Consider the following 24,553-nt stretch of genomic DNA (forward strand, 5'->3'; position numbering starts at 1 on the left):
CGGCGCGTCGCGGGCCGAGCGGCAGCATGAAGCCGACCTCGATCAGCGCCGAGCGGCTCTTCGAAGAGCACCGCGAAGCCTTGCGCTGGGAGTGGATCGCCGGCCACGCGCACCCCGAACGCCGCTTCGACGAAGCCGCCGTGCGCGATGCGCAGAGCGCGGCCGACCTGGTCGGCTATCTGAACTACATCCATCCCTACCGGGTGCAGATCGTCGGCCGCCGCGAGGTGGCCTATCTGAGCCAGGAGAGCGTCGAGATCCAGGACCGCCGCATCTCGCGCATCGTCACGCTGGAGCCGCCGGTCATCATCGTGGCCGACGACTCGGCGCCGCCGCCGCGCCTCGTCGCGATGTGCGACCGCGCCGAGATTCCGCTGTTCCGCACCCATGAGTCCGCCGGCCACGTCATCGACCTGGTGCGGGGCTATCTGTCCCAGCTGTTCGCCAACCGCACGACGCGCCACGGCGTGTTCATGGACATCCTGGGCCTGGGCGTGCTGCTGACCGGCGAGTCCGGCCTGGGCAAGAGCGAGCTGGGCCTGGAGCTGATCTCGCGTGGCCATGGCCTCGTGGCCGACGATGCGGTCGACTTCTTCCGCATCGCCCAGACCGCCATCGAGGGCCGCTGCCCCGAGCTGCTGCTGAACCTGCTGGAAGTGCGCGGCATCGGCCTGCTCGACATCAAGGCCATCTTTGGCGAGACCGCCGTGCGCCGCAAGATGCGCCTCAAGCTCATCGTCCACCTGGTGCGCAAGGAGACGATGGAGCGCGACTTCGAGCGCCTGCCCTACGAGCCGCTGTACGAGGACGTGCTCGGCATGCCGGTGCGCAAGGTCGTCATCGCCGTGGATGCGGGCCGCAACCTGGCCGTGCTGGTGGAAGCCGCCGTGCGCAACACCATCCTGCAGTTGCGTGGCATCGACACCTACAAGGAATTCGTCGAGCGCCACCAGCGCGCCATCGACAACGGCTCCATCGATTGAACCCGTTGAATTCGTTCGGCGACATCGCCCGCCTGCTCGTCCTCAACACGGACAGCTACAAGGCCAGCCACTGGCTGCAATACCCGCCGCAGACGACGACCGTCTTCAGCTACATCGAGGCGCGCGGCGGCACGCTGCCCTACACGGTCTTCTTCGGCCTGCAGGCGCTGCTGAAGGAGTACTTCAGCAAGGCGGTCACGGCCGATGACGTTGTTTTGGCTGGCGAGATCTGCGCGGCCCACGGCGTACCGTTCAACCGCGAAGGCTGGCAGCACATCGTCGACGCGCAAGGCGGCCGGCTGCCGGTGCGCATCCGTGCGGTGCCCGAGGGCACGGTGGTGCCCGTGGGCCACGCCCTCGTCACTGTCGAGAACACCGACCCGGCCTGCTGGTGGCTCACGAGCTTCCTCGAGACGGCGCTGCTGCGCGTCTGGTACCCGACGACGGTGGCCAGCCACAGCCAGGCCACGCGCCGCCTGATCGCCGATGCCCTCGCGCGCACCGGAGACCCCGCGGGCCTGTCATTCAAGCTGCATGACTTCGGCGCGCGTGGCGTGTCGTCGCTGGAGTCGGCCATGCTGGGCGGCATGGCCCATCTCGTGAACTTCCAGGGCACCGACACGATGACGGCCCTGCTCGGTGCCCGCGCCTACTACGGCGAGCCCATGGCCGGCTTCTCCATCCCCGCGGCCGAGCACAGCACCATCACCGCCTGGGGGCGCGACGGCGAGCTGGACGCCTACCGCAACATGCTCAGGCAGTTCGCCAGGCCGGGCGCCGTGCTGGCCGTCGTGTCCGATTCCTACGACCTGGACCTCGCCGTCTCCCGGCTCTGGGGCGGGGCTTTGCGCGAGGCCGTCATCGCCAGCGGCGCCACCGTCGTCATCCGCCCCGACAGCGGCGACCCGACCAGCGTCGTGCTGCGCACCGTGCGCGCGCTGGACGCGAGTTTCGGCAGCGACATGAACGCCAAGGGCTACCGGGTGCTGAGGCATGTGCGCGTCATCCAGGGCGACGGCATCACGCGCGAGTCCATCGCCAGCATCCTCGGCGCGCTGGAGTCGGCCGGCTACTCGGCCGACAACATCGCCTTCGGCCAGGGCGGCGCACTGCTGCAGCAGGTCAACCGCGACACGCTGGGTTTCGCGATGAAGGCCTCGGCCGCCAAGGTGGGCGGGCATTGGCGCGATGTCTTCAAGGCGCCCGTCACCGACCCGGCCAAGCGCAGCAAGGCCGGGCGCCTCACGCTGATGCGCCGAGGCGAGGCCTTCGCGACGGTGCGCCTGGACGGGCCGGGCTACCAGCAGGCCCTGGCCGACGGCGCGACCGAAGTGATGCGCACCGTCTTCGAAAACGGCCGCCTGCTCGTCGACGACAGCTTTGCGGCCATCCGCGCCCGCGCGGCCGGCTGAGCGCGGCGGGCTGCTGCCGACGGCCGGGGGACAATCCGGCGATGGCAGTCCTCTCCCTCACCAACGCCCATCTCGCCTTCGGCCATGTCGCCTTGCTCGATGGCGCCAACTTCGCGCTGGAAACCGGCGAACGCGTCGGCCTTATCGGCCGCAACGGCACCGGCAAGTCCTCGCTGCTGAAGATCCTCGCCGGCCTCGAGAAGCTCGACGACGGCCTGCTGCAGCAACAGCAGGGCCTGACCAATGTCTATGTGCCGCAGGAGCCCGAGCTGCGCGGCGACGCGACCATCTTCGACGTCGTCAGCGAGGGCGTCGCCGAGGCCAAGGCCCTGCGCGAACGCTATGAGCGCCACGACGAGAACGACGACCTGGCCTGGGTGCAGGAGCGCATCGAGCACATCGGCGCCTGGAACTGGGAGCAGCGTGTCGACGAGACCCTGCACCGCCTGGGCCTGGACGGCACGCGCCTGGTGGGCAGCCTGTCCGGCGGGCTGAAGAAGCGCGTGGCCCTGGGCCGTGCGCTGGTCGCCCAGCCCGATGTGCTGCTGCTGGACGAACCCACCAACCACCTGGACCTGGACGCCATCACCTGGCTGGAAGGCCTGCTGAACGACTTCAAGGGCTCGCTGCTGCTGATCACCCACGACCGCGCCTTCCTGGACAACGTGGCCAACCGCATCGTCGAGCTGGACCGCGGCCAGCTGCGCGGCTACCCCGGCAACTTCGCCGCCTTCCAGGCCGCCAAGGCCTATGAGCTGGAGAACGAGGCGCTGTTCAACGCCCGCTTCGACAAGCTGCTGGCGCAGGAGGAGATCTGGATCCGCAAGGGCGTCGAGGCCCGCCGCACGCGCTCGGTTGCGCGCATCCAGCGCCTGGAGGCCATGCGCCTGGCCCACGCTGCGCGGCGCGACGTGCAGGGCAAGGTCAAGCTGGACATCGACACCGGTGGCGCCAGCGGCAAGATCGTCGCAGAGCTGGAGGACGTGTCCAAGAGCTTCGGCGAGCGCGCCATCGTGCGCGGCTTCACGACCACCATCCTGCGCGGCGACAAGGTCGGCCTGATCGGCCCCAACGGCGCCGGCAAGACGACGCTGCTGAAGATGATTCTCGGCGAGCTGCCGCCCGACAGCGGCACGGTGCGCCTGGGCTCGCGGCTGACGGTGGCCTATTTCGACCAGATGCGCGACACGCTGAACCTCGACGCGACGCTGGCCGACACCATCAGCCCCGGCTCGGAGTGGATCGAGATCGGCACGCAGAAGAAGCATGTGAAGAGCTATCTCGGCGACTTCCTGTTCTCGCCGGCGCGCGCCAACTCGCCGGTGCGCACGCTGTCGGGCGGCGAGCGCAACCGCCTGCTGCTGGCCCGCCTGTTCGCGCGGCCGGCCAATGTGTTGGTGCTGGACGAGCCCACCAACGACCTCGACATCGAGACGCTGGAGCTGCTGGAGGAATTGCTGGCCGACTACGACGGCACGGTCTTCCTCGTCAGCCATGACCGGCGCTTCCTGGACAACGTCGTCACCTCCACCCTCGTCTACGAGGGCGATGCGCGCTGGCGCGAGTACGAGGGCAGCGTGCAGGACTGGCTGACGCAGTCCAAGCGCGCCGCGGCGCTGCAGGCCAAGGCGGCGCCGGCTGCCGCCGCGCCCACGCCGCCGCCTGCGCCCGAGCCGGCCCCGGTCGTCGCCACCAAGCGCAAGCTCAGCTACAAGGAGCAGCGCGAGCTGGACGAGATCCCCAAGCAGATCGCCGCGCTGGAGGCCGAGCAGACCCAGCTCAACGCGTTGATCGCCGGCAGCGAGCTCTACACGCAGGGTGCCAAGCGCATCGCCGAGGTGACCGAGCGTGCCGCCGAGATCGACACCGAGCTGCTGGCGCTGATGGAGCGCTGGGAAGTGCTGGAAGCCAAGTGAACGCCTTGCATCAGGAGTGGCTGGCCCTGCAGGCCCAGCACGAACGCTACGAGGCCCTGGCCCTGGCCGTGAAGCTGGCCGCCTTCGCGGCCGTCGTGCTGGTGCCGGACAACGCGCTGGCCCTCGCGCTGCTGGCCCTGCTGTGGCTGCAGGAGGCGGTGCTCAAGACCTTCCAGGGCCGGCTGGGCGAGCGGCTGCTCGCCGTCGAGGCGGGGCTGAAGTCGGGGCAGGCCGTGGCGGCGATGCAGCTGCACAGCGACTGGCTGGCGACCCGGCCACGCGGCCTGGGGCTGGCCGGGCAATACCTCAGGAGCGCGTTGCGTCCGACGGTGGCGCTGCCCTATCCGCTGCTGATGCTGCTCGCCCTCTGGGGCTAGGCAGGCTGCAGCTTCTCGAGCGGCACGAAGGCCGTCTGCCCCTTGAGCTGGACGACCGTCTCGCCGTGGCGATGCACGACGTACTGGGCCACATGGACGGCGCCCTGGTAGCGCACCCTGTCGCCGGGCTTGACCAGGGGCTGGGGCGGCATGATGGGCAGCACCGGCCGCGGTGCCGGCCTGGCGGGGCGCCCCGGGCCGGGTGAATTCTTGGCCACCGCTTCCAGCGCGCGCGTCAGCTCGGTCTGCAACTGCTCGGCCGTGAAGGGCTTCTTCAGCAGGAAATGGGCGCCGAGGGCCAGGGCCTCGAACTCACGCTCGGGCGTGACCTCGAAGCTCAGCAGCGACAGCTGCAGGCCCGGCTGGACCTCGCGCAGCCGCCGGTAGAGCTGGATGCCGCTCAGCGGCGCCTTCGGGAACCAGTCGGTGATCAGGAAATTGGGCTTGAAGGCCAGGCCCTGGGCCAGCGCGGCGTCGGTGTCGGCGCAGCAGAGGATGCCGTCGGCGGCGAAGCCGTGGCTGTGCAGCAGTTGGCGCGCAAAGGCCTGTACGCCGTTCAGCGCATCTACAACGAGAAATTTCAAGGGGTCGCTCATGTCCGCATCGGGCATCGCTGCCGCGGCGATGCCAGGCGGTGGATTGTGCCGGCAGCCCCGGGCCGGCCTCGCGGCGGGCCCCTTGTCGAGCGAGAATTTTTCGTCAGCCCAGCGCGAGCGAGCGGACGAGGCGCGCCAAGGCGCCCGGCCGTCAGCTCTGCAGGTGGCAGAAATCGGCGCGCAGGCCGAGCGGGGTGCGGGCCAGGTAGAGGGTCTGGGCTGCGCCGCCTTGCAGCGCGAGCGTGTGCAGGGCGTCGCCCAGGCCCGGGGGCAAGGGGCCGGCAAAGCTCAGGCTGAATTGCTCGCCGGCTTGCGGGCTGGGTACGCGCCTGACCGCCTGCAGCGTGACGGGGTGCCCGTCCACCTCGAAGCGCTGGCCGACATGGGCCTGCCAGCTGGCGAGCCCGGCCTGGCTCCCCAGGCTGGGCCGCACGCGGGCCATGGCGGCCGTGGTGCCGGTGCTGGCGACGATGGCGGTTGCGCCGCCCTTCAGGAAATCGCGCTTGTTGATCACGGCAGGCACTCCTCGGTGGTGGGGCGGCGGGCGGGCCGGTGCATGGCCTGGTGCAGGCCCTGGGGCTCGCCATCGGCGACGAAGCCCAGCCGCTCGTAGAGCCGCCGGGCGGGGTTGTGGATCTCGACATGAATGCCCAGCGGCTGGCCGCGGCCATCGGCCTCGCCCGCCAGCGCCCGCAGGCAGGCCGTGCCTATGCCCCGGCCGCGCCAGGCGGGCAGCAGGGCGATGTCGAGGACGTGCATGCCGTCGGGCCGCCTGTCGACCCAGAGCCGGCCGGCGATTTCGTCCGCGGCCGCGAGGATGAGCTGGCAGCCCGCATGCGGGAAGTGCTGCAGATAGTGCTGCTGCTGGGCGCGGTGCTGCATGGCGACGAAGCGCTCGCATTGCTCGGGCGGCCAGCCGGTCTGTGCCAGTTCGTCGGCGCGCGTGCTCGCGTAGATGGCGAGCTGCCAGGCGTCGTCGGCCGGTGTCGCCACGCGCAGGCGGTAGTCCATGTGCCGGCCCTCAACTGCGTGCCGGGAAAACACCCTGCAGCGCGATGCAGAAGGTGAGCGCCAGATAGGGCTGGCGGTTCTCATGCGGCTGGCTGCCGCCGGCCGGGCTGATCGCTGTGCTCGCCATGGTCACGGTCGGCCCGGGTGCGTGGTAGACATTGCCGCCGCCGGTGGCCGTCGGGGCCATCACATTGCCGGCCGGGCTCGTCGATGCCGGCGTGAGGCCAGCCATCAGGCCGTGGGTGTGGGCAGGCATCTCGGAGGCCAGCAGTGACACCGTGGCCTCGCCGTCGATTTCGCCGAGGTCTCTCAGGCTCAGGCCCGCGCCCTGGCCCGCACCCATCGCGAAGGAGCCATCCAGGTTGGGCAGGGCGAAGTTCGACGTGCCATTGCCGCCGTAGGTGGTGCCCAGCAGCGAGAACAGCGCCGTGTTCTGGCTGATCGGCATCAGCTGACCGTCGCAGGCGGCCCAACCCTTGGGCGCAAAGTTGAACGGTAGAACGCGAATCTCGGCGACGAAGGGATTGGACATGTCACGCTCCTCAGGACTGGGACGGGAAGATGCCGAACAGCGAAATGATGTAGTTCACCGCCACCGTCGGAGCCATGTTGTCGTGGGGTTGCGAGCCGCCTGCCATGCCGATGCCGACGGCTGCCATCGGCGTCGCGGCGGGGGCCGTGTCATAGCTGGCGACGTTGGTGGTCGCGAGCAGGGCACCGGCTGGCGAGGTGCCGATGGCGGCGGTCGTGCTGGCCAGCATGGCGTGGGTGTGCTGCGGGATCTGGCTGGATGTCAGGGTGACAGACTCAGCGCCCCCCTTCTCGCCGATGACATGACCTTGGCCCGCATGCACCGGAATGCGGCCGGCCAGATCGGGCAGCGCGAAGGTGGACTGACCATCCCCGCCATAGGTCGTGCCGATCAGGTTGAACAATGTCTCGTTCTCGACGATGGGCAGCAACTGGCCCTGGCAGAGCGCCCACCCGACGGGCGCGAAGTTGCCGGCAAAGAGGCGGATTTCGCCAACATAGGGGCTGGACATCGCGGTCTCCTCGTTCAGTTCTGGCTGGGGAAGATGCCCTGCATCGCGATGATCCACATCAGCACGGTGTAGGGCTGCATGTTCTGGTGAGGCTGGCTGCCGCCGATCGGGTTCAGCGAGCTCGCGCCCATCACGGTGTCGTTGCCGTCCGGCGCGTAGCGGTTCATGCCGCCGCGCGGCTTGGCCGCCGGCAGTGCGCCGCCCGGCACGCTGGCATTGGCGATGTCGGCGCTGGCCGTCAGCGTGTGCGTGTGCGTCGGCAACTGGCTGCTGTTCAGCGTCACGGTTTCGGCGCCAGCTATCTGGCCCAGCACGACGCCGTTGCCTCGGTGCAGCGGCGCCCGGCCCTGCAGGTTGGGCAGCGCGAAGGTTTGTCGGCCGTCGCCGCCATAGGTCGTGCCCAGCAACGCGAACAGCGCCTGGTTCTGGTTGATGGGCAGCAACTGGCCGTTGCACTGCGCCCAGCCCTTGGGCGGGAAGTTGAAGCTCGCGAGCTTGAGTTCGCCGAGGAAGGGTTCAGACATGGTGATGTCTCCTAGCCGAACACGGCTTCGTAGTGCAGGCCGGCGGCCGTACGGGCCACAGGCACCAGGAAGAGGTCCATCGCGTCGAGCTGCGGGTGCTCGAGCCGGTAGATGCGTTGAGGCAGTGCCGGCTCGGCTGGGGCCTCGAAGGTCAGGCTGAAGGACTTCGCGCTGCCGCGGCCAGCACTGGCATCGATGAGCTGGGCCGGCAGTTCGGCCGCGTCGTCCAGCCGCAGCGTGAAGCGGCTGCCCACCAGCGGCTCGAAGCGCGCCAGCGTGAACATGGAAGCAGCTTCAGGCATGGCGGCGCGCCGCGCGAGCGCCCAGGGCCGCAATCGCGAGCAGCGCCAGCGTGGCTGGCTCGGGGGCACTGTTGCCGCCGCCGTTGCCCCCGCTGTCCTGGGTGATCAGGTCGATGCGGAAGTCGGCATGCGCGAAGCTCGAGCCCGTGCCGCGATCGTTGAAGAGGATGTTGTCGAGATCGAGGCTGACCGTGTGCGGGTCGATGAGGTTCACGAGGTCGGATGCCAGCGGACTGGCCAGGCCGCTGTAGCCGCTGGTCAGGAAATTGTCAAAGGCATAGACGGTGAAGCCGGTGATGGTCTTGCCGGCGATGCTGAGGTCGTCGAACTCGTAGCGCGCATGCTCGCCGCCGAGGCCGACGTAGCCGGTGGTGAAGGCGTCGGTGCCGGAGTAGCTACGCACACGGATGGAATCGCCGCTGAAGAAGACGTGCTCGTTGTCCGCCAGATAGTTGCTGACGTCCCCACTGCCGCCAAATAGCGGGGACACGATGCCGGTGGCGAGGTTGGCCGTCGTGACGACCTGGGATACGCCGATTGGCGTCGGGTCGCCCTGAACGCCTCCGGGCGCGATCAGCTTGACCGTGATGTCGCTCTGGAAGTCAGCCCGGGCCGACATCGACGACAGCGCGAGCAGCGTGCCGATGGCTGCGCCAACCAGGCTGCGGACGGGGGACGAAGCGAGTCGCATGAAACCCTCCCGGGCGTGAACCGAGCCGCAAGTTGACTCGCGGCCGGCCTCGGGCGCCAGGGGCCTGCCCCGTGAACGCGGGGGGAACAAACTAGGGGGGTGTCGCCGGGCCGCGGATGTCGTCCACTGCCGCGCGCAGCGCGCGCCAGAAGGCCGGGTCCAGCGAGGTCGCCATGTTGAGGCGCATCAGCGAGCCGGGTCGGCGCGTGGCGCTGAAGAGGGCGCCGGGCGCGGTCAGCCAGCCCGCGTCGAGCAGGGGCTGGGCCAGGCGTTCGGTGTCGACGCCGACATCGAGCCAGCCGAACAGGCCGTCGGGCGGCGCGGCCCATGTGAAGCCCTGCCGGGTGGCCAGGGCCGACACGCGCTGCCGCGCGGTGGCCAGGCGCTCGCGCAGGCGCTGCGCGTGGCGGCGCAGCCGCCCCTGCTCCAGGCACAGCGCGACGGCGCGTTCCAGCACGGGCGAGCTGGTCAGGCCGTCGAGCAGCTTGGTGTCGGTCAATGCCCGCAGGCGTTCGGGCGCGGCGGCAAGGTAGCCCACGCGCCAGGCCGGCGTCAGCACCTTGGAGAAGCCGCTCACGTAGGTCACGCGGCGCAGGCCGTCCAGTGCCGCGAGGCGCGGCAGGTGCTCGGGCGCGAGGAAGCCGTAGCTGTCGTCCTCGACGATGAAGAAGTCGTGCTCGTCGGCCAGGCGCAGCAACTTGTGTGCGCCGGCCAGGTTGAGGCTGTGGCCGGTCGGGTTGTGCAGCACCGACACGGTCAGGTAGGCGCGCGGCGCGTGCTGGGCGGCCAGCGCGGCGAGCACGTCGAGGTCGGGCCCTTGCGCGCCGCGCGGCACCGGCAGCAGGCGGATGCCGGCCTGGGTGAGCCGCGCGAACATGATGGCCCAGCCCGGGTCGTCGACGAGCACGGCATCGCCGGGCTGCAACTGGGTGCGGATGATGAGGTCAAGGGCGTGGGTGGCGCCGTGGGTCGTCAGGATCTGCGCCGGACCGGCATGGATGCCGAGGTCGGCCAGGCGCTGGCCGAGCGCCACGCGCAGGCGTTCGTCGCCGCTCGGGTCGCCGTAGCTGACCTGCACGGCATGCGCGTCGGCGTTGTGCAGGCGGCGCAGCGCGGATTGCAGCAGCGTCGGGTCCAGCCAGTCGGCCGGCAGGGTGCCCAGGCCGGGGGAGCGGGCGGCGTCGGCTTCGAACATGCCGCGGATCAGCGCGGTCGCGTCCATCGGCGCCTGGCGCGGCGCGGCCGCCGGGTGGGGCGCGCGCGAGGCGGCTGCCGCAGGCCGGGTCTCGCGCACGAAGAAGCCGCGCTGGCGGCGCGCCTCCAGCAGGCCGGCGGCCTGCAACTGGTCGTAGGCGGCCACGACGGTGTGCGGGCTGACGCCGTGCTGGCGCGCGCAGTCGCGCACCGAGGGCAGGCGGGCGCCGGGCAGCAGCAGGCGTTCGCGGATGCGCTGCGCATAGCGCTCGGCCAGCTGGCCGGCCAGTGGCTGGCTGGCGCCGCGTTGCAGCGGTGGGTGTGTACCGGTAGGCATGGCAATACAGATTCGTGGTCTGGCTGGCTAACTGTACTGGTTCTGTATCTATTGCTGTGCCTAGACTGATCCCATGCCAGGGTTTTCCACGTCTACTTCAGCGATCCCGACGACCTCTGCGTCCGACGCGACGCGCGGCCTGCTGCTCGGCGTTGCCGGCGTCGTCATGTTCGCCCTCAGCATCCCGATGACGCGTCTGGCCGGCGGCAGCGCCGCCGCGCCCCAACTGGACCCGGCCTTCGTCGCCTTCGGCCGGGCGGTCGTGGCGGGGTTGTTGTCCGTCGCCTATCTGGCCGCCACCGGTGCGCGCCGGCCGCGCGGGGCCGAGTGGCGGCTGCTGGCCATGACGGCGGGCGGCGTGGTCTTCGGCTGGCCGCTGTTGTCGGGCCTGGCCGTGCGGCATGTGGACGCGGTGCATGCGGCCGTCGTGTCCGGCGTGCTGCCGCTGGCCACGGCCGTCATCGCCGCGCTGGTGCTGCGCCAGCGGCCCAGTCGCGGTTTCTGGGCCTGCGCGCTGGCGGGCCTGGCGCTGGTGGTGGGCTTTGCAGCCTGGCGCGGCGCGGGCGGGCTGGAGGCGGCGGACGGGCTGCTGCTGGGCGCCGTGGTCTGCGCGTCGGCGGGTTATGTCAGCGGGGCACGGTTGTCTGGTGCGATGAGCGCAGAGCAGGTGATCTGCTGGGTGCTGGTCATCAGCCTGCCCGTCACGCTGCCGCTGGCGCTGTGGACGCGGCCGACCGCGCCGGTCGCGCCCTCGGCCTGGGCGGGCTTCGCCTATGTGTCGCTGTTCTCGATGTGGATCGGCTTCTTTGCCTGGTACCGGGGCCTGGCCCTGGGCGGCACGCTGCGGGTCAGCCAGGTGCAGGTGCTGCAGCCGTTTCTATCGATGCTGTTCGCCGTGCCCCTGCTGGGCGAGAGGCTGGACGCGACGACCCTCGTCTTCGCCGTCGCCGTGCTCGCGGTCGTGTGGCTGGGAAAGCGGCAGCCTGTGGGGCAACCGAAGAAGGAGGCAAGGCCATGAGCGATCGATTCACAACCCTGCTGGGCCCCGGCCAGGCGATGACGCTGGCCGCGGTGCCCGCGCCACGCCGCCTCGTCGTGACGAGCGGGCGGCTGTGGCTGACGATTTCCGGCGGTACCGTCGACCACTGGCTGGGCGCCGGCGAGGGCCTGACGGTGGCGGCCGGCCAGGAGGTCGTGGCCGAGGGCTGGCCGCAGGCCGAGTTCCAGCTGCTGCAGCCCCTGCCCACGCGGCGCGCCGTGGCCAGGCCGGCGCGGGGCTGGCGCATGAATCTGGCGGGGCAGGGGGCATGAAGACTTCGGTGATCCTGGGCGCACGGCACCGGCCGTCCCGGCCCGCCGACTTGCCGGCGGCCCTCCCTCTCTTCGACTCCACCGACTCGCAGGCCTGCGCGGCGGTCGACTGGATGCTAGGCTGAGCCCTTTGAAATCACACGTAACCCGAACATGAGCACCGTCTGGACCCAAGCCCGCCGCGCCGCGCGCATGAACCCGTCCATCATCCGGGAGATTCTCAAGGTCACCGAGAAACCCGGCATCCTGTCCATGGCCGGCGGCCTGCCCAGCGCCGATACCTTCCCGGTCGACGCGCTGAAGGCCGCCTGCGACCGCGTGCTGACGAACAACGCGCGCGAGGCGCTGCAGTACGCGGCCAGCGAGGGCTTCGCGCCGCTGCGCGAATGGGTGGCCGAGCGCGTCGCGGCGCTCGGCATGCACGTCAAGCCCGACCAGGTGCTGATCACCAGCGGCTCCCAGCAGGGCCTGGACCTGGTCGGCAAGGTGCTCTGCGACGCCGGCGCGCCGGTGGCCGTCGAGACACCGACCTACCTCGGCGCGCTGCAGGCCTTCACGCCCTATGAGCCCATCTTCGCCAGCCTCGCCAGCGACACCGAGGGGCCGCGCCCCGAGGCGATTGCGGCGCTGCCGCACGACGCGCCGGGCACGCGCTTCGCCTACCTTCTGCCCAATTACCAGAACCCGACCGGCCGCGTGATGAGCGCGGGCCGCCGCGCCGAGGTCGTCGAGGCCGCGCGCCGCGCCGGCGTGCCCATCGTCGAGGACAACCCCTATGGCGACCTCTGGTTCGACCAGCCGCCGCCCGACTCGCTGTCCAGCCTCTGGCCCGAGGGCTCGATCTACCTCGGCTCGTTCTCCAAGGTGCTGACACCGGGCTTCCGCCTGGGCTATCTGATCGCGCCGCCGGAACTCTTCCCGAAGCTGCTGCAGGCCAAGCAGGCGGCCGACCTGCACACGCCGGGCTTCAACCAGCGTGTGGTGCACGAGGTCATCCGTGACGGCTTCCTGGACCGCCACATCCCCTCCATCCGCGCCCGCTACAAGGCCAACCGCGACGCGATGGCCGCCGCGCTGAAGACCCATCTGCCGGCCGGCTGCGATTACCTGTCCCCACAGGGGGGCATGTTCTTCTGGCTGCGCCTGCCGGCGGGCCTGGATGCGATGGCCCTGCTGCCGCGTGCGGTGGACGCCGGCATCGCCTACGTGCCCGGCGCCGCTTTCTATGCGCACCAGCCCGACGCACGCACGTTGCGCCTGTCCTTCGTCACGCTGACGCCGGAGCTGATCGCCGAGGGTGTCGAGAAGCTGGGGCGGCTGCTGCACGAGGCGCTGGAAGTCGCGGCGGAGCCGGCGCCCTAATCCCCGAGCCTGACAGCGAGCTGAACCGCCCGACCCTGGCGTTCTCCCGGGTTTCCATATCCCAAACTCGTTGCCGCTCTGGCATCGTATGCAATCGGTCCCCGGCAAAGCCGCCGGGTGGATTGCATAACGGAGACGAGGCAGCGATGAAGCAGGTTTTGACAGCGGTGGCCGTGGCGGCTTTTGCAATGGGCGCGCAGGCGGCCGACCCGATCAAGATCGGCGTGGCGGGGCCCTTCACCGGCGGTTCGTCGTCGATGGGCGTCAGCATGCGCGACGGCGTACGCCTCGCGGCCGAGGAGATCAACAAGGCCGGTGGCGTGCTGGGCCGCCAGATCCAGCTCGTCGAGCGCGACGACGAGGCCAGGAACGAGCGCGGCGTGCAGATCGCCCAGGAGCTCATCAACAAGGAAAAGGTCGCCGCCACGGTCGGCTACATCAACACCGGCGTGGCCCTGGCCTCGCAACGCTTCTACCAGGACGCCAAGATCCCGGTGATGAACAACGTGGCCACCGGCTCCATCATCACCAAGCAGTTCAACGACAAGCCCGAGAACTACATCTTCCGCAACGCGGCCCATGACAGCATCCAGGCGCCGATGATCGTAGAGGAAGCCATCGCCAAGCGCGGCTTCAAGAAGGTCGCCATCCTGGCCGACTCGACGAACTACGGTCAGCTCGGCCGCGCCGACCTGGAGGCCGCCCTCAAGCTCAAGGGCATCACGCCGGTCGCCGTCGAGAAGTTCAACATCAAGGACGTCGACATGACGGCCCAGCTGCTCAAGGCCAAGGAGGCCGGTGCCGAGGCCGTGCTGACCTATGGTATCGGCCCCGAGCTGGCCCAGATCGCCAACGGCATGACCAAGCTGGGCTGGAAGGTGCCGATGATCGGCTCCTGGACCTTGTCCATGGCGAACTACATCGACAACGCCGGCCCCGGCGGCGAGGGCGCGCGCATGCCGCAGACCTTCATCCAGGAGCCCACGACGCCCAAGCGTCAGAGCTTCATCATCAACTACCTGAAGACCTTCAACCCGAAGAACTCGCGCATCGAGTCCCCGGTGTCGGCCGCCCAGGGCTATGACTCCATCTACCTGCTGGCCGCGGCCATCAAGCAGGCCGGCTCCACCGAAGGCCCCAAGATCAAGGCCGCGCTGGAAGATCTGAAGACCCCGGTGGACGGTGTTGTGACCACCTACACCAAGCCCTTCAGCGCCAAGGACCATGAGGCCATCACGGCCAACATCCCGGTCATGGGCGAGGTCAAGGGCCAGCGCGTGGTCTACGCCTACCCCGAGGATCACAAAAAGGCCTCCGAGGTGCGCGTGAAGGACCTCAACGCCAAGGGCGCCCTCGAGCAGAAGAAACGTCAATAAACGAGCCCACCCCCTACCGGCTTCGCCGTGACAAGGCCAGAGGCCTTGGTCTTCGGCAGGCACAAAGAGTTCACAGGACTCTTTGTGTCCGGCCTCAGTCCCCTCAAGGGGTGCGCGGCGGCCGCCGGGGAAGGCACTACGCACTGGATTGAGATGCAGATATTGACCCAGCTCGTGTTCAGCGGCATCGCGCTGGGCATGATCTATGCCGTCATCGCCTTCGGCTACCAGCTCACGTTCGCCACCAGCGACACGCTGAACTTCGGCCAGGGCGAGGCGTTGATGCTCGGCGCCCTCGTCGGCCTCAGCCTGGTCGGCTGGGGCGTCAACTACTGGCTGATGCTGCCCCTGGTCTGCCTGTTCGGCGCCCTCCAGGGGGCGGTGGTGGAGCGCATCGGCGTGCGTCCGGCCATCAAGATGAAGAGCGAGTTCGGCTGGATCATGTCCACCATCGCGCTGGGCATCATCTTCAAGAACGTGGCCGAGAACGTCTGGGGCCGTGACGACCTGCGCTTTCCGTCGCCGCTGCCCGAGGCGCCCATGAAGATCCTCGGCGCCAATGTGCTGCCGATGGAGTTGCTCGTCATCGTCGGCGCGGTCGGCATGATGTTGGCCGTCGAGGTCTTCAACCGCAAGAGCATCTACGGCAAGGCGGTGGTGGCCACCTTCAACGACCGCGACGCCGCCAAGCTGATGGGCATCAACACCGGCCTGGTCATCACCTTCTCCTACGCGCTGTCGTCGCTGACCGCCGCCTTCGCCGGCGTGCTGATCGCGCCGCTGACGCTGACCGGCGCCACCATGGGTGCGGTGCTCGGCCTCAAGGCCTTCGCCGTCGCCATCATCGGCGGCCTGACCTCGGGCATGGGCATCATCGTCGGCGGCATCATCCTCGGCGTGGCCGAGACGACGACGGGCTTTTATATCTCCACCGGCTACAAGGACGTGCCTGGCCTCGTGCTGCTGCTGATCGTGCTGGCCGTGAAACCCGCGGGCCTGTTCGGCAAGACCGCCATCAAGAAGGTCTGACCCCGTGAACATCAAGAATCTGGCGCTCGGCGTCGTGGCGGTCGCGGCCCTGGGCGCGTTCCCGATCCTGTCGGGCAATCCGTACTACATCCACCTGGTCGAGACCATCATGATCTACGCGATCGTGCTGTTCGGCCTGGACATCGTCGTCGGCTACACCGGCCAGGTGTCGCTGGGCCATGCCGGCCTGTTCGGCATCGGTGCCTACACGGCCGGCGTGCTCATCCTCAAGCTCGATGCGCCGGTCTATGCGACGCTGCCGGCGGCCATCGCGGTGGCCGCCGCGTTCGGCGCGATGTTGGCCCTGCCGGCGCTGCGGGTGACGGGCCCCTATCTGGCCATGGTCACGCTGGCCTTCGGCACCATCATCCAGATCCTCATCAACGAGATGAGCTTCCTGACCGAAGGCCCGATGGGCATCACGCTGACCAAGCCGACGCTGTTCGGCCATCAACTCGACGAGACCGGCTACTACTGGCTGGTCATGGCCTGCCTCGTTGCTTCCCTCGTCTTCGTGCATCGGGTGCTGCACTCCCAGCTTGGCCGCGCCTTCGAGGCGCTGCGTGGCAGCCCCGTCGCGTCGGACTGCATGGGCGTATCGGTCTACCGCTACAAGGTCTATGCCTTCGTCATCTCGGCGGCGCTGGCCGGCCTGGCGGGTTCGCTCTACGCCTACTCCGAGCAGTACATCAGCCCCAACACCTACAACTTCGAGCAGACGGTGATGTTCCTGCTGGCCATCATCATGGGTGGCCGCAAGACCCGCACCGGCGCGCTGCTGGGCGCGACCATCATCGTCATGCTGCCCAAGCTGCTGGACGACCTAGAGCAGTTCCGCGTCGGCGCCGTCGTGCTGGCCGTCGTCGTCGCGATCTCGGTCGGCGTGGCGCTCAAGCGCGGCAAGATGACGGGGCAGCTCGCGGCCATCCCGGTGGTGGGCACCCTCGGCCTGGCGCTGCTGTCCTTCAAGCTCGAGACGATGACCGACTGGCGGCTGTCCGTTTTCGGCCTCATCACCCTTTTCGTCGTCTACTACCTGCAGGACGGCATCGTCGGCTTCGTGCGCAATGCTCTGAACCTGAAGGCCAGGCATGAGCGCGATGCCACGACGGCCCAGGCCGCCGCGCTCACGCGCGCCAGTGCCCAGGGCGACGCCGAGCTGCTGAAGGCCAGCGGCGTGCTGATGCAGTTCGGCGGCCTGAAGGCGCTGAACAACGTCGACCTCGTCGTCAAGCGAGGCAGCATCCACGGCCTGATCGGCCCCAACGGCTCGGGCAAGAGCACGATGATGAACGTGCTGACCGGCATCTACCAGCCGACGCAGGGCACGGTGGCGTTCGCCGGCCGCATGGTGAATGGCCGCACCTCGTCGGACATCGCGCTGTCGGGCATCGCGCGCACCTTCCAGAACGTGCAGCTGTTCGGCGAGATGACGGCGCTGCAGAACGTGCTCGTTGGCCTGCACCACAGCTTCAGGAGCAACCTCCTCGACATCGCCCTGCACCTGCCGCGCTATCTGCGCGAGGACCGCGAGCAGCGTGCCCGCGCGCACGCGCTGCTGGATTTCGTCGGCCTGGGCGAGCTGGCCAGCGAGGAGGCCCGCAACCTGCCCTATGGCAAGCAGCGCCTGCTGGAGATCGCTCGCGCGCTGGCCCTGGACCCGCAGTTGTTGCTGCTCGACGAGCCCGCAGCCGGCCTGACCGCCCCCGACATCAAGGAGTTGCTGGAGATCATCCGCAAGATCCGCGACGCGGGCGTCACGGTCATCCTCATCGAGCATCACATGGACGTCGTCATGAGCCTGTGCGACCGCGTCTCGGTGCTGGACTTCGGCCAGAAGATCGCAGAAGGCCTGCCCGCCGAGGTGCAGGCCAACGAGAAGGTCATCGAGGCCTATCTCGGCGGACAAGCCAGCTGAGGCCAAGAACATGCTGACCATCAAGAACCTCAGCGCCGGCTATGGCAAGGTCCAGGTCCTGCACGGCATCTCGCTGGAGGTGCCCAAGGGCCAGGTCGTGACGCTGATCGGCTCCAACGGCGCCGGCAAGACGACCACCATGCGCGCCGTCAGCGGCATGATCAAGCCCGCCGGCGGCGAGATCACGCTGAACGGGCGCCGCATCGACGGCCTGGAGAGCTACCACATCGCCCGTCGCGGCCTCGCGCATTCGCCCGAGGGCCGGCGCGTCTTCGCGACGATGACCGTCACCGACAATCTGCGCCTGGGTGCCTTCCCGCGCTACACCGGCGAGCGGCCCAAGGGCGACATCGCCGGCGACCTGGAGCGCGCGCTGGAGCTGTTCCCGCGCCTGAAGGAGCGCCGTACGCAGCTGGCCGGCACGCTGTCCGGCGGCGAGCAGCAGATGCTGGCCATGGCCCGTGCCGTCATGCTGAATCCCGAGGTCGTGCTGCTGGACGAGCCCTCGATGGGCCTGGCGCCCATCCTCGTCGACGAGGTCTTCCGCATCATCGAAAGCCTGAAGGCCCGCGGCGTGACCATGCTGCTCGTCGAGCAGTTCGCCGCCGCCGCGCTGAAGGTGGCCGACTACGGCTATGTGCTGGAGAACGGCCGCATCGCCGTGCACGGCCCGGCGGCCAAGCTGCGCGACGACCCTGCCGTGCAGGCCGCCTATCTGGGCGGCGGCCACTGAGCGTGCGGCGCGCCGGCTACCGGCTGAGCTTCGACGCGGCGGACCTCGACGCCGTCGCCGCCCATGCCTTCCTGACGTGCGCCTACTGGTGCGAGGGCATCCCGCTGGCCACCGTGCAGCGCGCGATCCAGCACTCGCTGTGCATCGCGCTGCATGCCGACGGCCTCGGCCAGGTCGGCTTCGCCCGCGCCGTCACCGACCGCACGACCTTCGCCTACCTCTGCGACGTCTACGTCCTCGAAGACCACAGGGGCCAGGGGCTGGCCGATTGGATGGTTCAATCGCTGCTCGCCCACCCTGACCTGCAAGGCCTGCGCCGCTTCATGCTGTTCACGCGAGACGCCCACCCGCTCTATGCCCGCCATGGCTTCAAGCCGCTGGCGACGCCGCAGCGCGGCATGGAGGTCGTGCGGCCGGGGATCTATCTCCAGCCAGCAAGACCTCCCGATGCCTGAACTGCGCCGCTTCGTCCAAGTCGACGTCTTCACTGCCACCCCGCTGAAGGGCAATGCGCTCGCCGTCGTCGTCGACGGCGCCGGCCTGGCCGATGAGCAGATGGCCGAGTTCGCGCGCTGGACCCATCTGTCCGAGACGACCTTTCTGCTGCCGCCCACCGATCCGGCCGCCGACTACCGCGTGCGCATCTTCACGCCGGGCGGGGAGCTGCCCTTCGCCGGCCATCCGACGCTGGGCAGCGCCCATGCCTTCCTGGCCAGCGGCGGCGACGCCAAGCGGCCCGGCGAGGTCGTGCAGCAATGCGCCATCGGCCTCGTGCGCGTGAAGCGCGACGGCGCCCGCCTGGCCTTCGCCGCACCGCCGCTCCAGCGCAGCGGGCCGGTCGACGATGCGGCGCTGCGCGCCCAGGCCATCGCGTCGCTGCGCATCGCGCCCGAGGCCCTGCTCGACCTCGCCTGGGTGGACAACGGCCCCGGCTGGATGGCGGCCCGCCTGGCCGACGCGGCCAGCGTGCTGGCCCTGCGACCCGACTTCGTCGCGATGCAGGGCCTCAAGCTCGGCGTCGTCGGCGCCCACCCGGCCGGCAATGAATGCCAGTTCGAGGTGCGCGCCTTCGTGCCCGACCTCGGCATCCCCGAGGACCCGGTCACCGGCAGCCTGAACGCCGGGCTGGCGTTGTGGCTGCAGCAGCGCGGCCTGGCCGGCGACAGCTATGTGGCCGCCCAGGGCGCCGCGCTCGGTCGCGCCGGCCGCGTGCATGTGCGCCGCGATGGCGAGGCGACCTGGATAGGCGGCGACGTCACGCCGCTGATCCATGGCCAGGTGAGGTTGTGATGACCGAAGAACTCTTCCGCGAGGACGCGACGCTGCTGCACTGCGAGGCCGCCATCACGGGGCAGGGCGAGGGCGGCGTGCTGCTCGACCGCACGGTCTGCTACCCGCTGGGCGGCGGCCAGGCCGGCGATACCGGCTGGCTGGTGGCCGGCGAACGGCGCTGGCGCATCACCGACACGCGCAAGAGCAAGGAAAGCCCGGGCGCCATCGTCCACCTGATCGAGGGTGAGGCCCTGCCGGCGATCGGCAGCGCCGTGAGCGTCGAGGTCGACGCAGCGCGCCGCCAGGCCCACCGGCGCTTCCACACGGCCACCCATCTGCTGTGTGCGCTGCTGCCCTATCCGGTCGACGGCTGCTCCATCACCGAGGCCTATGCGCGGCTGGACTTCCACACCGATGAGCCCTTCGACAAGGAGGCCATCCAGGCCGGCCTGACCCGCCTCGTCGCCGAGGCGCATCCGGTTTCGCACCGCTGGATCAGCGAGGAGGAGCTGGACGCCAACCCGGGCCTGGTCCGCTCGATGAGCGTGCAGCCGCCGCGTGGCCTGGGGCGCGTGCGGGTACTGGAGATCGCGGGCGTGGACCTGCAGCCTTGCGGCGGCACGCATGTGTCGAACACCGCCGAGATCGGCGCCGTCATCGTGACGAAGATCGAGAAGAAGAGCGCCAAGACCCGTAGGGTCGTGCTCGGCTTTGCCGCCTGAGGTGACTGGCTAAACTGCGGCGCCTATGGCCGGCCCCGACATCCAGCTCATCGCGCCCGAGTCCGCCGAGGACTGGCAGGCTGTCCGCCAGGTTTTGCGCGATTACGCCAACAGCCTTGATGTGGACCTCTGCTTCCAGGGTTTCGAGGCGGAGTTGGCGGGACTGCCCGGCGTCTATGCGCCACCCGGCGGCCTGATGCTGCTGGCCACTGTCGATGGGGCCGTTGCCGGCAGCGGAGCCTTCCGGCCGCTGCCCGACGCCGACTGCCCCAATGCCTGCGAGATGAAGCGCCTGTTCGTGCGCCCGGCCTTCCGCCGCTTCGGCCTGGGCCGCATCCTGGCCCAGGCGCTGATGGACCGCGCCACCGAGGCCGGCTATTCGTACATGCTGCTCGACACGCTGGACGACATGGAGGCCGCCCGCGGGCTCTACGAGAGCCTGGGTTTCGTCGAGGTACCGCCGTTCTACTTCAACCCCATTCCCGGCGCCCACTACCTGAAGGCCGAGCTCGGCGCCTTCCGGCCGAGTTACTTCGGATAACCGCCTAGAGTGGCGGGATGGCCCCTCATGACATCCAAGCCCTCGGTTCCCATCGCTGCCTGCTCGGCGAATCGCCGCTGTGGCACCCTGCCGAACAATGCCTCTACGCGGTCGACATCCCCGGCCGCCAAGTGCTGCGGTGGCGTGAGGGTGCGGACGCACCGGACGCATGGCCGCAGGCGGCCGAGCCCGGCTGCATCGCGGCCCGTGCCGGCGGCGGCCTGCTGGTGGCGCGCCGCGATGGCCTGTGGGCGCTGGACACGGAGACCGGTGCCCAGGCGCTCGTCAGTCCGCCGCCCTACGACCCGGCGCGTCTGCGCTTCAACGACGGCAAGGTCGACCCGGCGGGGCGGTTGTGGGTCGGCAGCATCTCGGATGCGCGCGAGCCCGAGGCGGTGCTCTACCGCTTCGACGCCGGCTCATTCGCGGCCCAGGTGACGGGGCTGACGACGAGCAACGGCCTTGCCTGGAGCCCGGACGGCCGCCGCGTGCATTGGTCCGACACCAAGGCCCACCGCATCTACGTTGCCGACTTCGACGTCGCCGCCGGTGCGCTGTCTTCGCCGCGCGTCTTTGCCGAGTTCAGCCTGCGCACGCCCGGCGTGGCCTATGGCGGCCGCCCGGACGGCGCGGCGATGGATGCCGAGGGCCACTACTGGGCCGCGATGTTCGAGGGCGGCTGCCTGCTGCGCATCGCGCCGACCGGCGAGGTCGTGCGGCGCATCGAGCTGCCCGCGGCCTGCCCGACGATGCCGACCTTCGGCGGTGCGGACCTGCGCACGCTTTTCGTGACGACGGCGCGCGAGAAGCGGCCCGCCGAGGAGCTTGAGCGTCAGCCGCTGGCCGGTGCCGTGCTGCAGCTGCGCGTGGACGCGCCGGGCTTGCCCGCCATGCTGACGCACAGCTGAATCCCAAGCGCTCCCCGAGGGCGCATTTACCCCGGTGTAACTCGTCACATATAATGAGGGGCTTTGTTGGATGGCGCCCTGTGCGTCATCCCGGTGCGCGGCTCCCGGTGGTTGAGGGGGCCGAGTCGCCCACCCCAGGATCTGCGCCATGACCGAGAACGGCCCCCGCAAGACCTGGCCTCCCGCCGCATCGTCGGCAGGCGGCTGGGACGACGAAAACGAGGAGCCGCCCGTCAAGGCCCTGAGCCCGGATGAGGCGGCGGCATTGAAGTCCGCGTTGCCGATGCTGTCGCCCTGGCGTGTGCTGGGGATGCAGCTGGTGGCAGGCTTGCTGTGCGTGGCCGTGATCCGGCTGTGGACGGCATCCGGCGTGGCCATGGCCTCGGCGTTGTACGGCGTCGCGGCGGTGGTGCTGCCCAACATGCTGCTGGCGCGAGGCATGACAAAGCGAGTGAACTCGGCGGCCGCTGCGGCCGCCGGTTTCATGGGTTGGGAATTTTTGAAAATCGGTGCATCGATCGCGATGCTGGTGCTGGCGCCAAAGGTGGTGCCGGGCCTGAGCTGGCCAGCCTTGCTGGTCACCCTCGCGGTGTGCATCAAAGTGAACTGGCTGGCGCTCGCGTGGCGCGGCCGACAGAACTGACGAGGCAGAACGAAACATGGCAGCAGAAGGCCACGAAACCGCAGCCCCGAGCGCTGGTGAATACATCATTCACCATCTGCAGCACTTCCAGAGTGGCACGCAGAAGGGCATCGCCGACTTCTCGGTCGTCAACCTCGACTCGGTGTTCTTCAGCATCCTCCTCGGTCTCGTGGGTTGCTTCTTCCTGTGGCGTGCCGCGAGGTCCGCTACATCGGGCGTTCCCGGCCGTTTTCAAGCTGCCGTCGAAATCCTCGTTGAGGTCGTCGCCGACCAGGCCAAGGGTATCGTGCACAGCGCCGAGAGCCGCAAGCTCGTCGCGCCGCTGGCCCTGACCGTGTTCACCTGGATCTTCCTGATGAACGCGATGGACCTGCTGCCCGTCGACCTGCTGCCCTGGATCTGGCAGAACATTACCGGCGACCACCACGCCAAGCTGCGCGTCGTGCCGACCGCCGACCTGTCCATGACCATGGGCCTGTCCATCGGCGTGCTGGTCACCTGCCTGATCTACAACGTCAAGATGAAGGGTGCCGGCGGCTGGGCCCACGAGCTGGTGGCCGCGCCCTTCGGCGACAAGGTCTACCTCTATCCGGTCAACCTTGCGATGCAGCTCATCGAGTTCGTCGCCAAGACCGTTTCGCATGGCATGCGACTGTTCGGCAATATGTATGCCGGCGAACTGATCTTCATGCTGATTGCCCTGATGGGCGGTGCCTGGAGCCTGTCGGCGACCGGCATCGGCCTGGCGATCGGCCACATCATCGCGGGTTCGGTGTGGGCCATCTTCCACATCCTGATCATCACGCTGCAGGCCTTCGTCTTCATGATGCTGACGCTGGTCTACATCGGTCAGGCCCACGACGCGCACTGAAGCGGCGCACCAACCTCAGCAGTTCTTTTTTTCCAACCCTTTCTTTCTCTAAATCCCCTAAGGAGTCATCGTGGAAGTCATTAGCTTTGTTGCTCTCGCCGCTGGTCTGATCATTGGTCTGGGCGCCTTCGGTGCCTGTATCGGTATCGGCATCATGGGCAGCAAGTACCTTGAGTCCGCCGCCCGTCAGCCCGAGCTGATGAACGAGCTGCAGACCAAGATGTTCCTGCTGGCCGGCCTGATCGACGCGGCCTTCATCATCGGCACCGGTATCGCCCTGTGGTTCGCCACCGCCAACCCCTTCCTGGGTCAGCTGGCGCAACTCGCCGCCAAGTAATTCGACGCTGCCGCCCCGCCCTCGGACTCCTGGGGGTGGCTTCCAGCACTCGAAACTTTGTGAGGCACCACCGTGTTTATTAACGCGTCGCTCATCGTTCAGATGATCGTGTTCCTGATCCTGGTCGGGTTCACGATGAAGTATGTGTGGCCGCCGATCGTCAAGGCGCTTGACGAGCGTGCCGCGAAGATCGCCGCCGGCCTGTCCGCCGCCGACAAGGCCAAGGCCGAACTGGCCGGCGCCGAGGCGCAGATCGCCAAGGAACTGGCTCAGACCAAGGCCGAGTCCGGCAAGCTGATCTCGGATGCCGAGAAGCGCGCCGCCGCCATCGTCGACGCCGCCAAGGGCAAGGCCGAAGAAGAAGGCGCCAAGATCCTGGCCGCCGCCAAGGCCGATGCCGAGCAGCAGGTCTCCCGTGCCCGCGAAGTCCTGCGCGAGCAGGTCGCCGCGCTGGCCGTCAAGGGTGCCGAGCAGATCCTGCAGAAGGAAGTCAACGCCGGCGTCCACGCCGATCTGCTGGCTCGCCTGAAGACGGAGCTGTAAATGGCTGAACTCGCCACCATCGCCCGGCCCTACGCCGAAGCCCTGTTCCAGGTTGCCAAGTCGCAAGACCTCGCCGCCTGGGGCCGTCAACTCGACGCGCTGGCCCAGGTGGCGCAGGACGCCGATCTGCGCCAGTTCGCCGATCACCCCAAGGCCCAGCCTGCCCAAGTCGTCGCGGTCATGACCGCGGCCGCCAAGCAGACCCTGGCCGCCGGTGTGCAGAACCTGCTGCAGGCCGTCGTCGAGAACGGCCGTCTGGCCGCGCTGCCCGAGATCGTGGCCCAGTACCACGTGCTGGCCAATGCGGCCTCCGGCGTGTCCGATGCGCAGATCTACAGCGCCTTCGAGATCAACGGCGCCCAGCTCGCCGAACTCAAGGCTTCGCTTGAGAAGCGTTTCGGCCGCAAGCTCGACACGCATGTGCAGCTGGAGCCCGGCCTGATCGGCGGCGTTCGCGTCGTCGTCGGCGACGAGGTGCTGGACACCTCCGTCAAGGCCCGCCTGGAGCGCATGAAAGTCGCTCTGACCGCCTGATCACCCGCAAGACATTCCACGATTCACCCCGCGTCTGACCCCGCCCTTGATCCGGCGACGGAACGGC

General features: G+C 69.1%; 30 protein-coding genes. 21 read left to right on the forward strand and 9 right to left on the reverse strand.

The genetic code is table 11. The features are described from left to right. Positions 1 to 26 precede the first annotated feature (26 nt). The 4 genes from hprK to EV671_RS13210 are packed head-to-tail and all read left to right on the forward strand — an operon-like array spanning position 27 to position 4,688. Positions 27 to 983 (forward strand): HPr(Ser) kinase/phosphatase, encoded by a 957-nt coding sequence (gene hprK, locus EV671_RS13195; RefSeq protein WP_132572079.1) that lies wholly within the window; start codon positions 27 to 29, stop codon positions 981 to 983. Further along, entirely contained in the window at positions 980 to 2,395 is a 1,416-nt protein-coding gene (locus tag EV671_RS13200) for a nicotinate phosphoribosyltransferase (protein WP_207911148.1), read from the forward strand. Before hprK ends, EV671_RS13200 begins: the two co-directional genes overlap by 4 nt. A 41-nt stretch (positions 2,396 to 2,436) precedes the next feature. Beyond that, entirely contained in the window at positions 2,437 to 4,311 is a 1,875-nt protein-coding gene (locus EV671_RS13205; RefSeq protein WP_132572082.1) for an ATP-binding cassette domain-containing protein, read from the forward strand. Next, the gene (locus EV671_RS13210; RefSeq protein WP_207911149.1) at positions 4,308 to 4,688 is read left to right on the forward strand and encodes a hypothetical protein; all 381 of its coding nucleotides are present in this window, start codon (positions 4,308 to 4,310) and stop codon (positions 4,686 to 4,688) included. The genes EV671_RS13205 and EV671_RS13210 overlap by 4 nt, the downstream gene beginning before the upstream one ends. Here the strand turns inward: EV671_RS13210 and EV671_RS13215 are convergent. From EV671_RS13215 to EV671_RS13255, 9 genes are all read right to left on the reverse strand, one after another. After that, positions 4,685 to 5,284: a response regulator gene (locus tag EV671_RS13215; protein WP_207911150.1), complete on the reverse strand. Its 600-nt coding sequence runs from the start codon at positions 5,282 to 5,284 to the stop codon at positions 4,685 to 4,687. The genes EV671_RS13210 and EV671_RS13215 overlap by 4 nt on opposite strands. Before the next feature lie 151 nt (positions 5,285 to 5,435). Next, a complete protein-coding gene (locus EV671_RS13220; RefSeq protein ID WP_132572091.1) occupies positions 5,436 to 5,798 on the reverse strand; it encodes a DUF6916 family protein in 363 nt (120 codons plus the stop codon). Continuing rightward, on the reverse strand, positions 5,795 to 6,295 hold the full coding sequence (locus EV671_RS13225) for a GNAT family N-acetyltransferase (protein ID WP_132572094.1): 501 nt from the start codon (positions 6,293 to 6,295) through the stop codon (positions 5,795 to 5,797). Before EV671_RS13225 ends, EV671_RS13220 begins: the two co-directional genes overlap by 4 nt. A 10-nt stretch (positions 6,296 to 6,305) precedes the next feature. Then, entirely contained in the window at positions 6,306 to 6,827 is a 522-nt protein-coding gene (locus tag EV671_RS13230) for a phage tail protein (RefSeq protein WP_132572097.1), read from the reverse strand. 10 nt (positions 6,828 to 6,837) lie between these two features. Further along, positions 6,838 to 7,338 carry a phage tail protein gene (locus EV671_RS13235; protein WP_132572100.1) on the reverse strand — a complete coding sequence of 167 codons (501 nt, stop codon included), beginning with the start codon at positions 7,336 to 7,338 and terminating at the stop codon, positions 6,838 to 6,840. A 14-nt stretch (positions 7,339 to 7,352) separates the two neighbouring features. Further along, the gene (locus EV671_RS13240; RefSeq protein WP_132572103.1) at positions 7,353 to 7,862 is read right to left on the reverse strand and encodes a phage tail protein; all 510 of its coding nucleotides are present in this window, start codon (positions 7,860 to 7,862) and stop codon (positions 7,353 to 7,355) included. An 11-nt stretch (positions 7,863 to 7,873) separates the two neighbouring features. Continuing rightward, on the reverse strand, positions 7,874 to 8,164 hold the full coding sequence (locus EV671_RS13245; protein WP_132572105.1) for a DUF6916 family protein: 291 nt from the start codon (positions 8,162 to 8,164) through the stop codon (positions 7,874 to 7,876). After that, entirely contained in the window at positions 8,157 to 8,855 is a 699-nt protein-coding gene (locus EV671_RS13250) for a PEP-CTERM sorting domain-containing protein (protein WP_132572108.1), read from the reverse strand. Before EV671_RS13250 ends, EV671_RS13245 begins: the two co-directional genes overlap by 8 nt. Before the next feature lie 91 nt (positions 8,856 to 8,946). Further along, the gene (locus tag EV671_RS13255; protein ID WP_132572111.1) at positions 8,947 to 10,386 is read right to left on the reverse strand and encodes an aminotransferase-like domain-containing protein; all 1,440 of its coding nucleotides are present in this window, start codon (positions 10,384 to 10,386) and stop codon (positions 8,947 to 8,949) included. A 73-nt stretch (positions 10,387 to 10,459) separates the two neighbouring features. Between EV671_RS13255 and EV671_RS13260 the strand changes: the two genes are divergently transcribed. The 17 genes from EV671_RS13260 (at position 10,460) to EV671_RS13340 (ending at position 24,486) form a co-directional block, all read left to right on the forward strand. Further along, positions 10,460 to 11,404, forward strand: a complete 945-nt coding sequence (locus tag EV671_RS13260) for a DMT family transporter (RefSeq protein WP_132572114.1) — start codon at positions 10,460 to 10,462, stop codon at positions 11,402 to 11,404. Continuing rightward, entirely contained in the window at positions 11,401 to 11,697 is a 297-nt protein-coding gene (locus EV671_RS13265) for a DUF2917 domain-containing protein (RefSeq protein ID WP_132572117.1), read from the forward strand. Before EV671_RS13260 ends, EV671_RS13265 begins: the two co-directional genes overlap by 4 nt. A 153-nt stretch (positions 11,698 to 11,850) precedes the next feature. Further along, the gene (locus tag EV671_RS13270; RefSeq protein WP_132572120.1) at positions 11,851 to 13,059 is read left to right on the forward strand and encodes an aminotransferase-like domain-containing protein; all 1,209 of its coding nucleotides are present in this window, start codon (positions 11,851 to 11,853) and stop codon (positions 13,057 to 13,059) included. 146 nt (positions 13,060 to 13,205) lie between these two features. Beyond that, complete coding sequence (locus EV671_RS13275; RefSeq protein ID WP_132572123.1) at positions 13,206 to 14,435, forward strand: ABC transporter substrate-binding protein; 1,230 nt, start codon at positions 13,206 to 13,208, stop codon at positions 14,433 to 14,435. Between the two features lie 153 nt (positions 14,436 to 14,588). Then, a complete protein-coding gene (locus tag EV671_RS13280; RefSeq protein ID WP_132572126.1) occupies positions 14,589 to 15,464 on the forward strand; it encodes a branched-chain amino acid ABC transporter permease in 876 nt (291 codons plus the stop codon). 4 nt (positions 15,465 to 15,468) lie between these two features. Next, a complete protein-coding gene (locus EV671_RS13285; protein WP_243655707.1) occupies positions 15,469 to 17,382 on the forward strand; it encodes a branched-chain amino acid ABC transporter ATP-binding protein/permease in 1,914 nt (637 codons plus the stop codon). A 10-nt stretch (positions 17,383 to 17,392) separates the two neighbouring features. Beyond that, a complete protein-coding gene (locus EV671_RS13290) occupies positions 17,393 to 18,115 on the forward strand; it encodes an ABC transporter ATP-binding protein (RefSeq protein ID WP_132572129.1) in 723 nt (240 codons plus the stop codon). 2 nt (positions 18,116 to 18,117) lie between these two features. Continuing rightward, positions 18,118 to 18,570 carry a GNAT family N-acetyltransferase gene (locus EV671_RS13295; RefSeq protein ID WP_132572132.1) on the forward strand — a complete coding sequence of 151 codons (453 nt, stop codon included), beginning with the start codon at positions 18,118 to 18,120 and terminating at the stop codon, positions 18,568 to 18,570. After that, on the forward strand, positions 18,563 to 19,405 hold the full coding sequence (locus EV671_RS13300; RefSeq protein ID WP_132572135.1) for a PhzF family phenazine biosynthesis protein: 843 nt from the start codon (positions 18,563 to 18,565) through the stop codon (positions 19,403 to 19,405). The genes EV671_RS13295 and EV671_RS13300 overlap by 8 nt, the downstream gene beginning before the upstream one ends. Next, the gene (locus tag EV671_RS13305; RefSeq protein ID WP_207911151.1) at positions 19,405 to 20,109 is read left to right on the forward strand and encodes an alanyl-tRNA editing protein; all 705 of its coding nucleotides are present in this window, start codon (positions 19,405 to 19,407) and stop codon (positions 20,107 to 20,109) included. Before EV671_RS13300 ends, EV671_RS13305 begins: the two co-directional genes overlap by 1 nt. Before the next feature lie 25 nt (positions 20,110 to 20,134). Beyond that, complete coding sequence (locus EV671_RS13310; RefSeq protein WP_132572141.1) at positions 20,135 to 20,650, forward strand: GNAT family N-acetyltransferase; 516 nt, start codon at positions 20,135 to 20,137, stop codon at positions 20,648 to 20,650. A gap of 17 nt (positions 20,651 to 20,667) precedes the next feature. Further along, complete coding sequence (locus EV671_RS13315) at positions 20,668 to 21,558, forward strand: SMP-30/gluconolactonase/LRE family protein (RefSeq protein WP_132572144.1); 891 nt, start codon at positions 20,668 to 20,670, stop codon at positions 21,556 to 21,558. A gap of 148 nt (positions 21,559 to 21,706) precedes the next feature. Further along, the gene (locus EV671_RS13320) at positions 21,707 to 22,201 is read left to right on the forward strand and encodes an ATP synthase subunit I (protein WP_132572147.1); all 495 of its coding nucleotides are present in this window, start codon (positions 21,707 to 21,709) and stop codon (positions 22,199 to 22,201) included. 16 nt (positions 22,202 to 22,217) lie between these two features. Beyond that, positions 22,218 to 23,072 carry a F0F1 ATP synthase subunit A gene (atpB, locus tag EV671_RS13325; protein WP_132572150.1) on the forward strand — a complete coding sequence of 285 codons (855 nt, stop codon included), beginning with the start codon at positions 22,218 to 22,220 and terminating at the stop codon, positions 23,070 to 23,072. Positions 23,073 to 23,142: 70 nt separating this feature from the next. Then, positions 23,143 to 23,409: a F0F1 ATP synthase subunit C gene (gene atpE / locus EV671_RS13330; RefSeq protein WP_132572153.1), complete on the forward strand. Its 267-nt coding sequence runs from the start codon at positions 23,143 to 23,145 to the stop codon at positions 23,407 to 23,409. Positions 23,410 to 23,481: 72 nt separating this feature from the next. Continuing rightward, positions 23,482 to 23,952 carry a F0F1 ATP synthase subunit B gene (locus EV671_RS13335; protein WP_132572156.1) on the forward strand — a complete coding sequence of 157 codons (471 nt, stop codon included), beginning with the start codon at positions 23,482 to 23,484 and terminating at the stop codon, positions 23,950 to 23,952. Next, entirely contained in the window at positions 23,953 to 24,486 is a 534-nt protein-coding gene (locus EV671_RS13340) for a F0F1 ATP synthase subunit delta (RefSeq protein WP_132572159.1), read from the forward strand. It abuts the gene before it with no gap. Positions 24,487 to 24,553 lie beyond the last annotated feature (67 nt).

It is taken from the genome of Roseateles saccharophilus, from assembly GCF_004342485.1.
GTDB classification, from domain to species: Bacteria; Pseudomonadota; Gammaproteobacteria; order Burkholderiales; family Burkholderiaceae_C; genus Pelomonas; species Pelomonas saccharophila.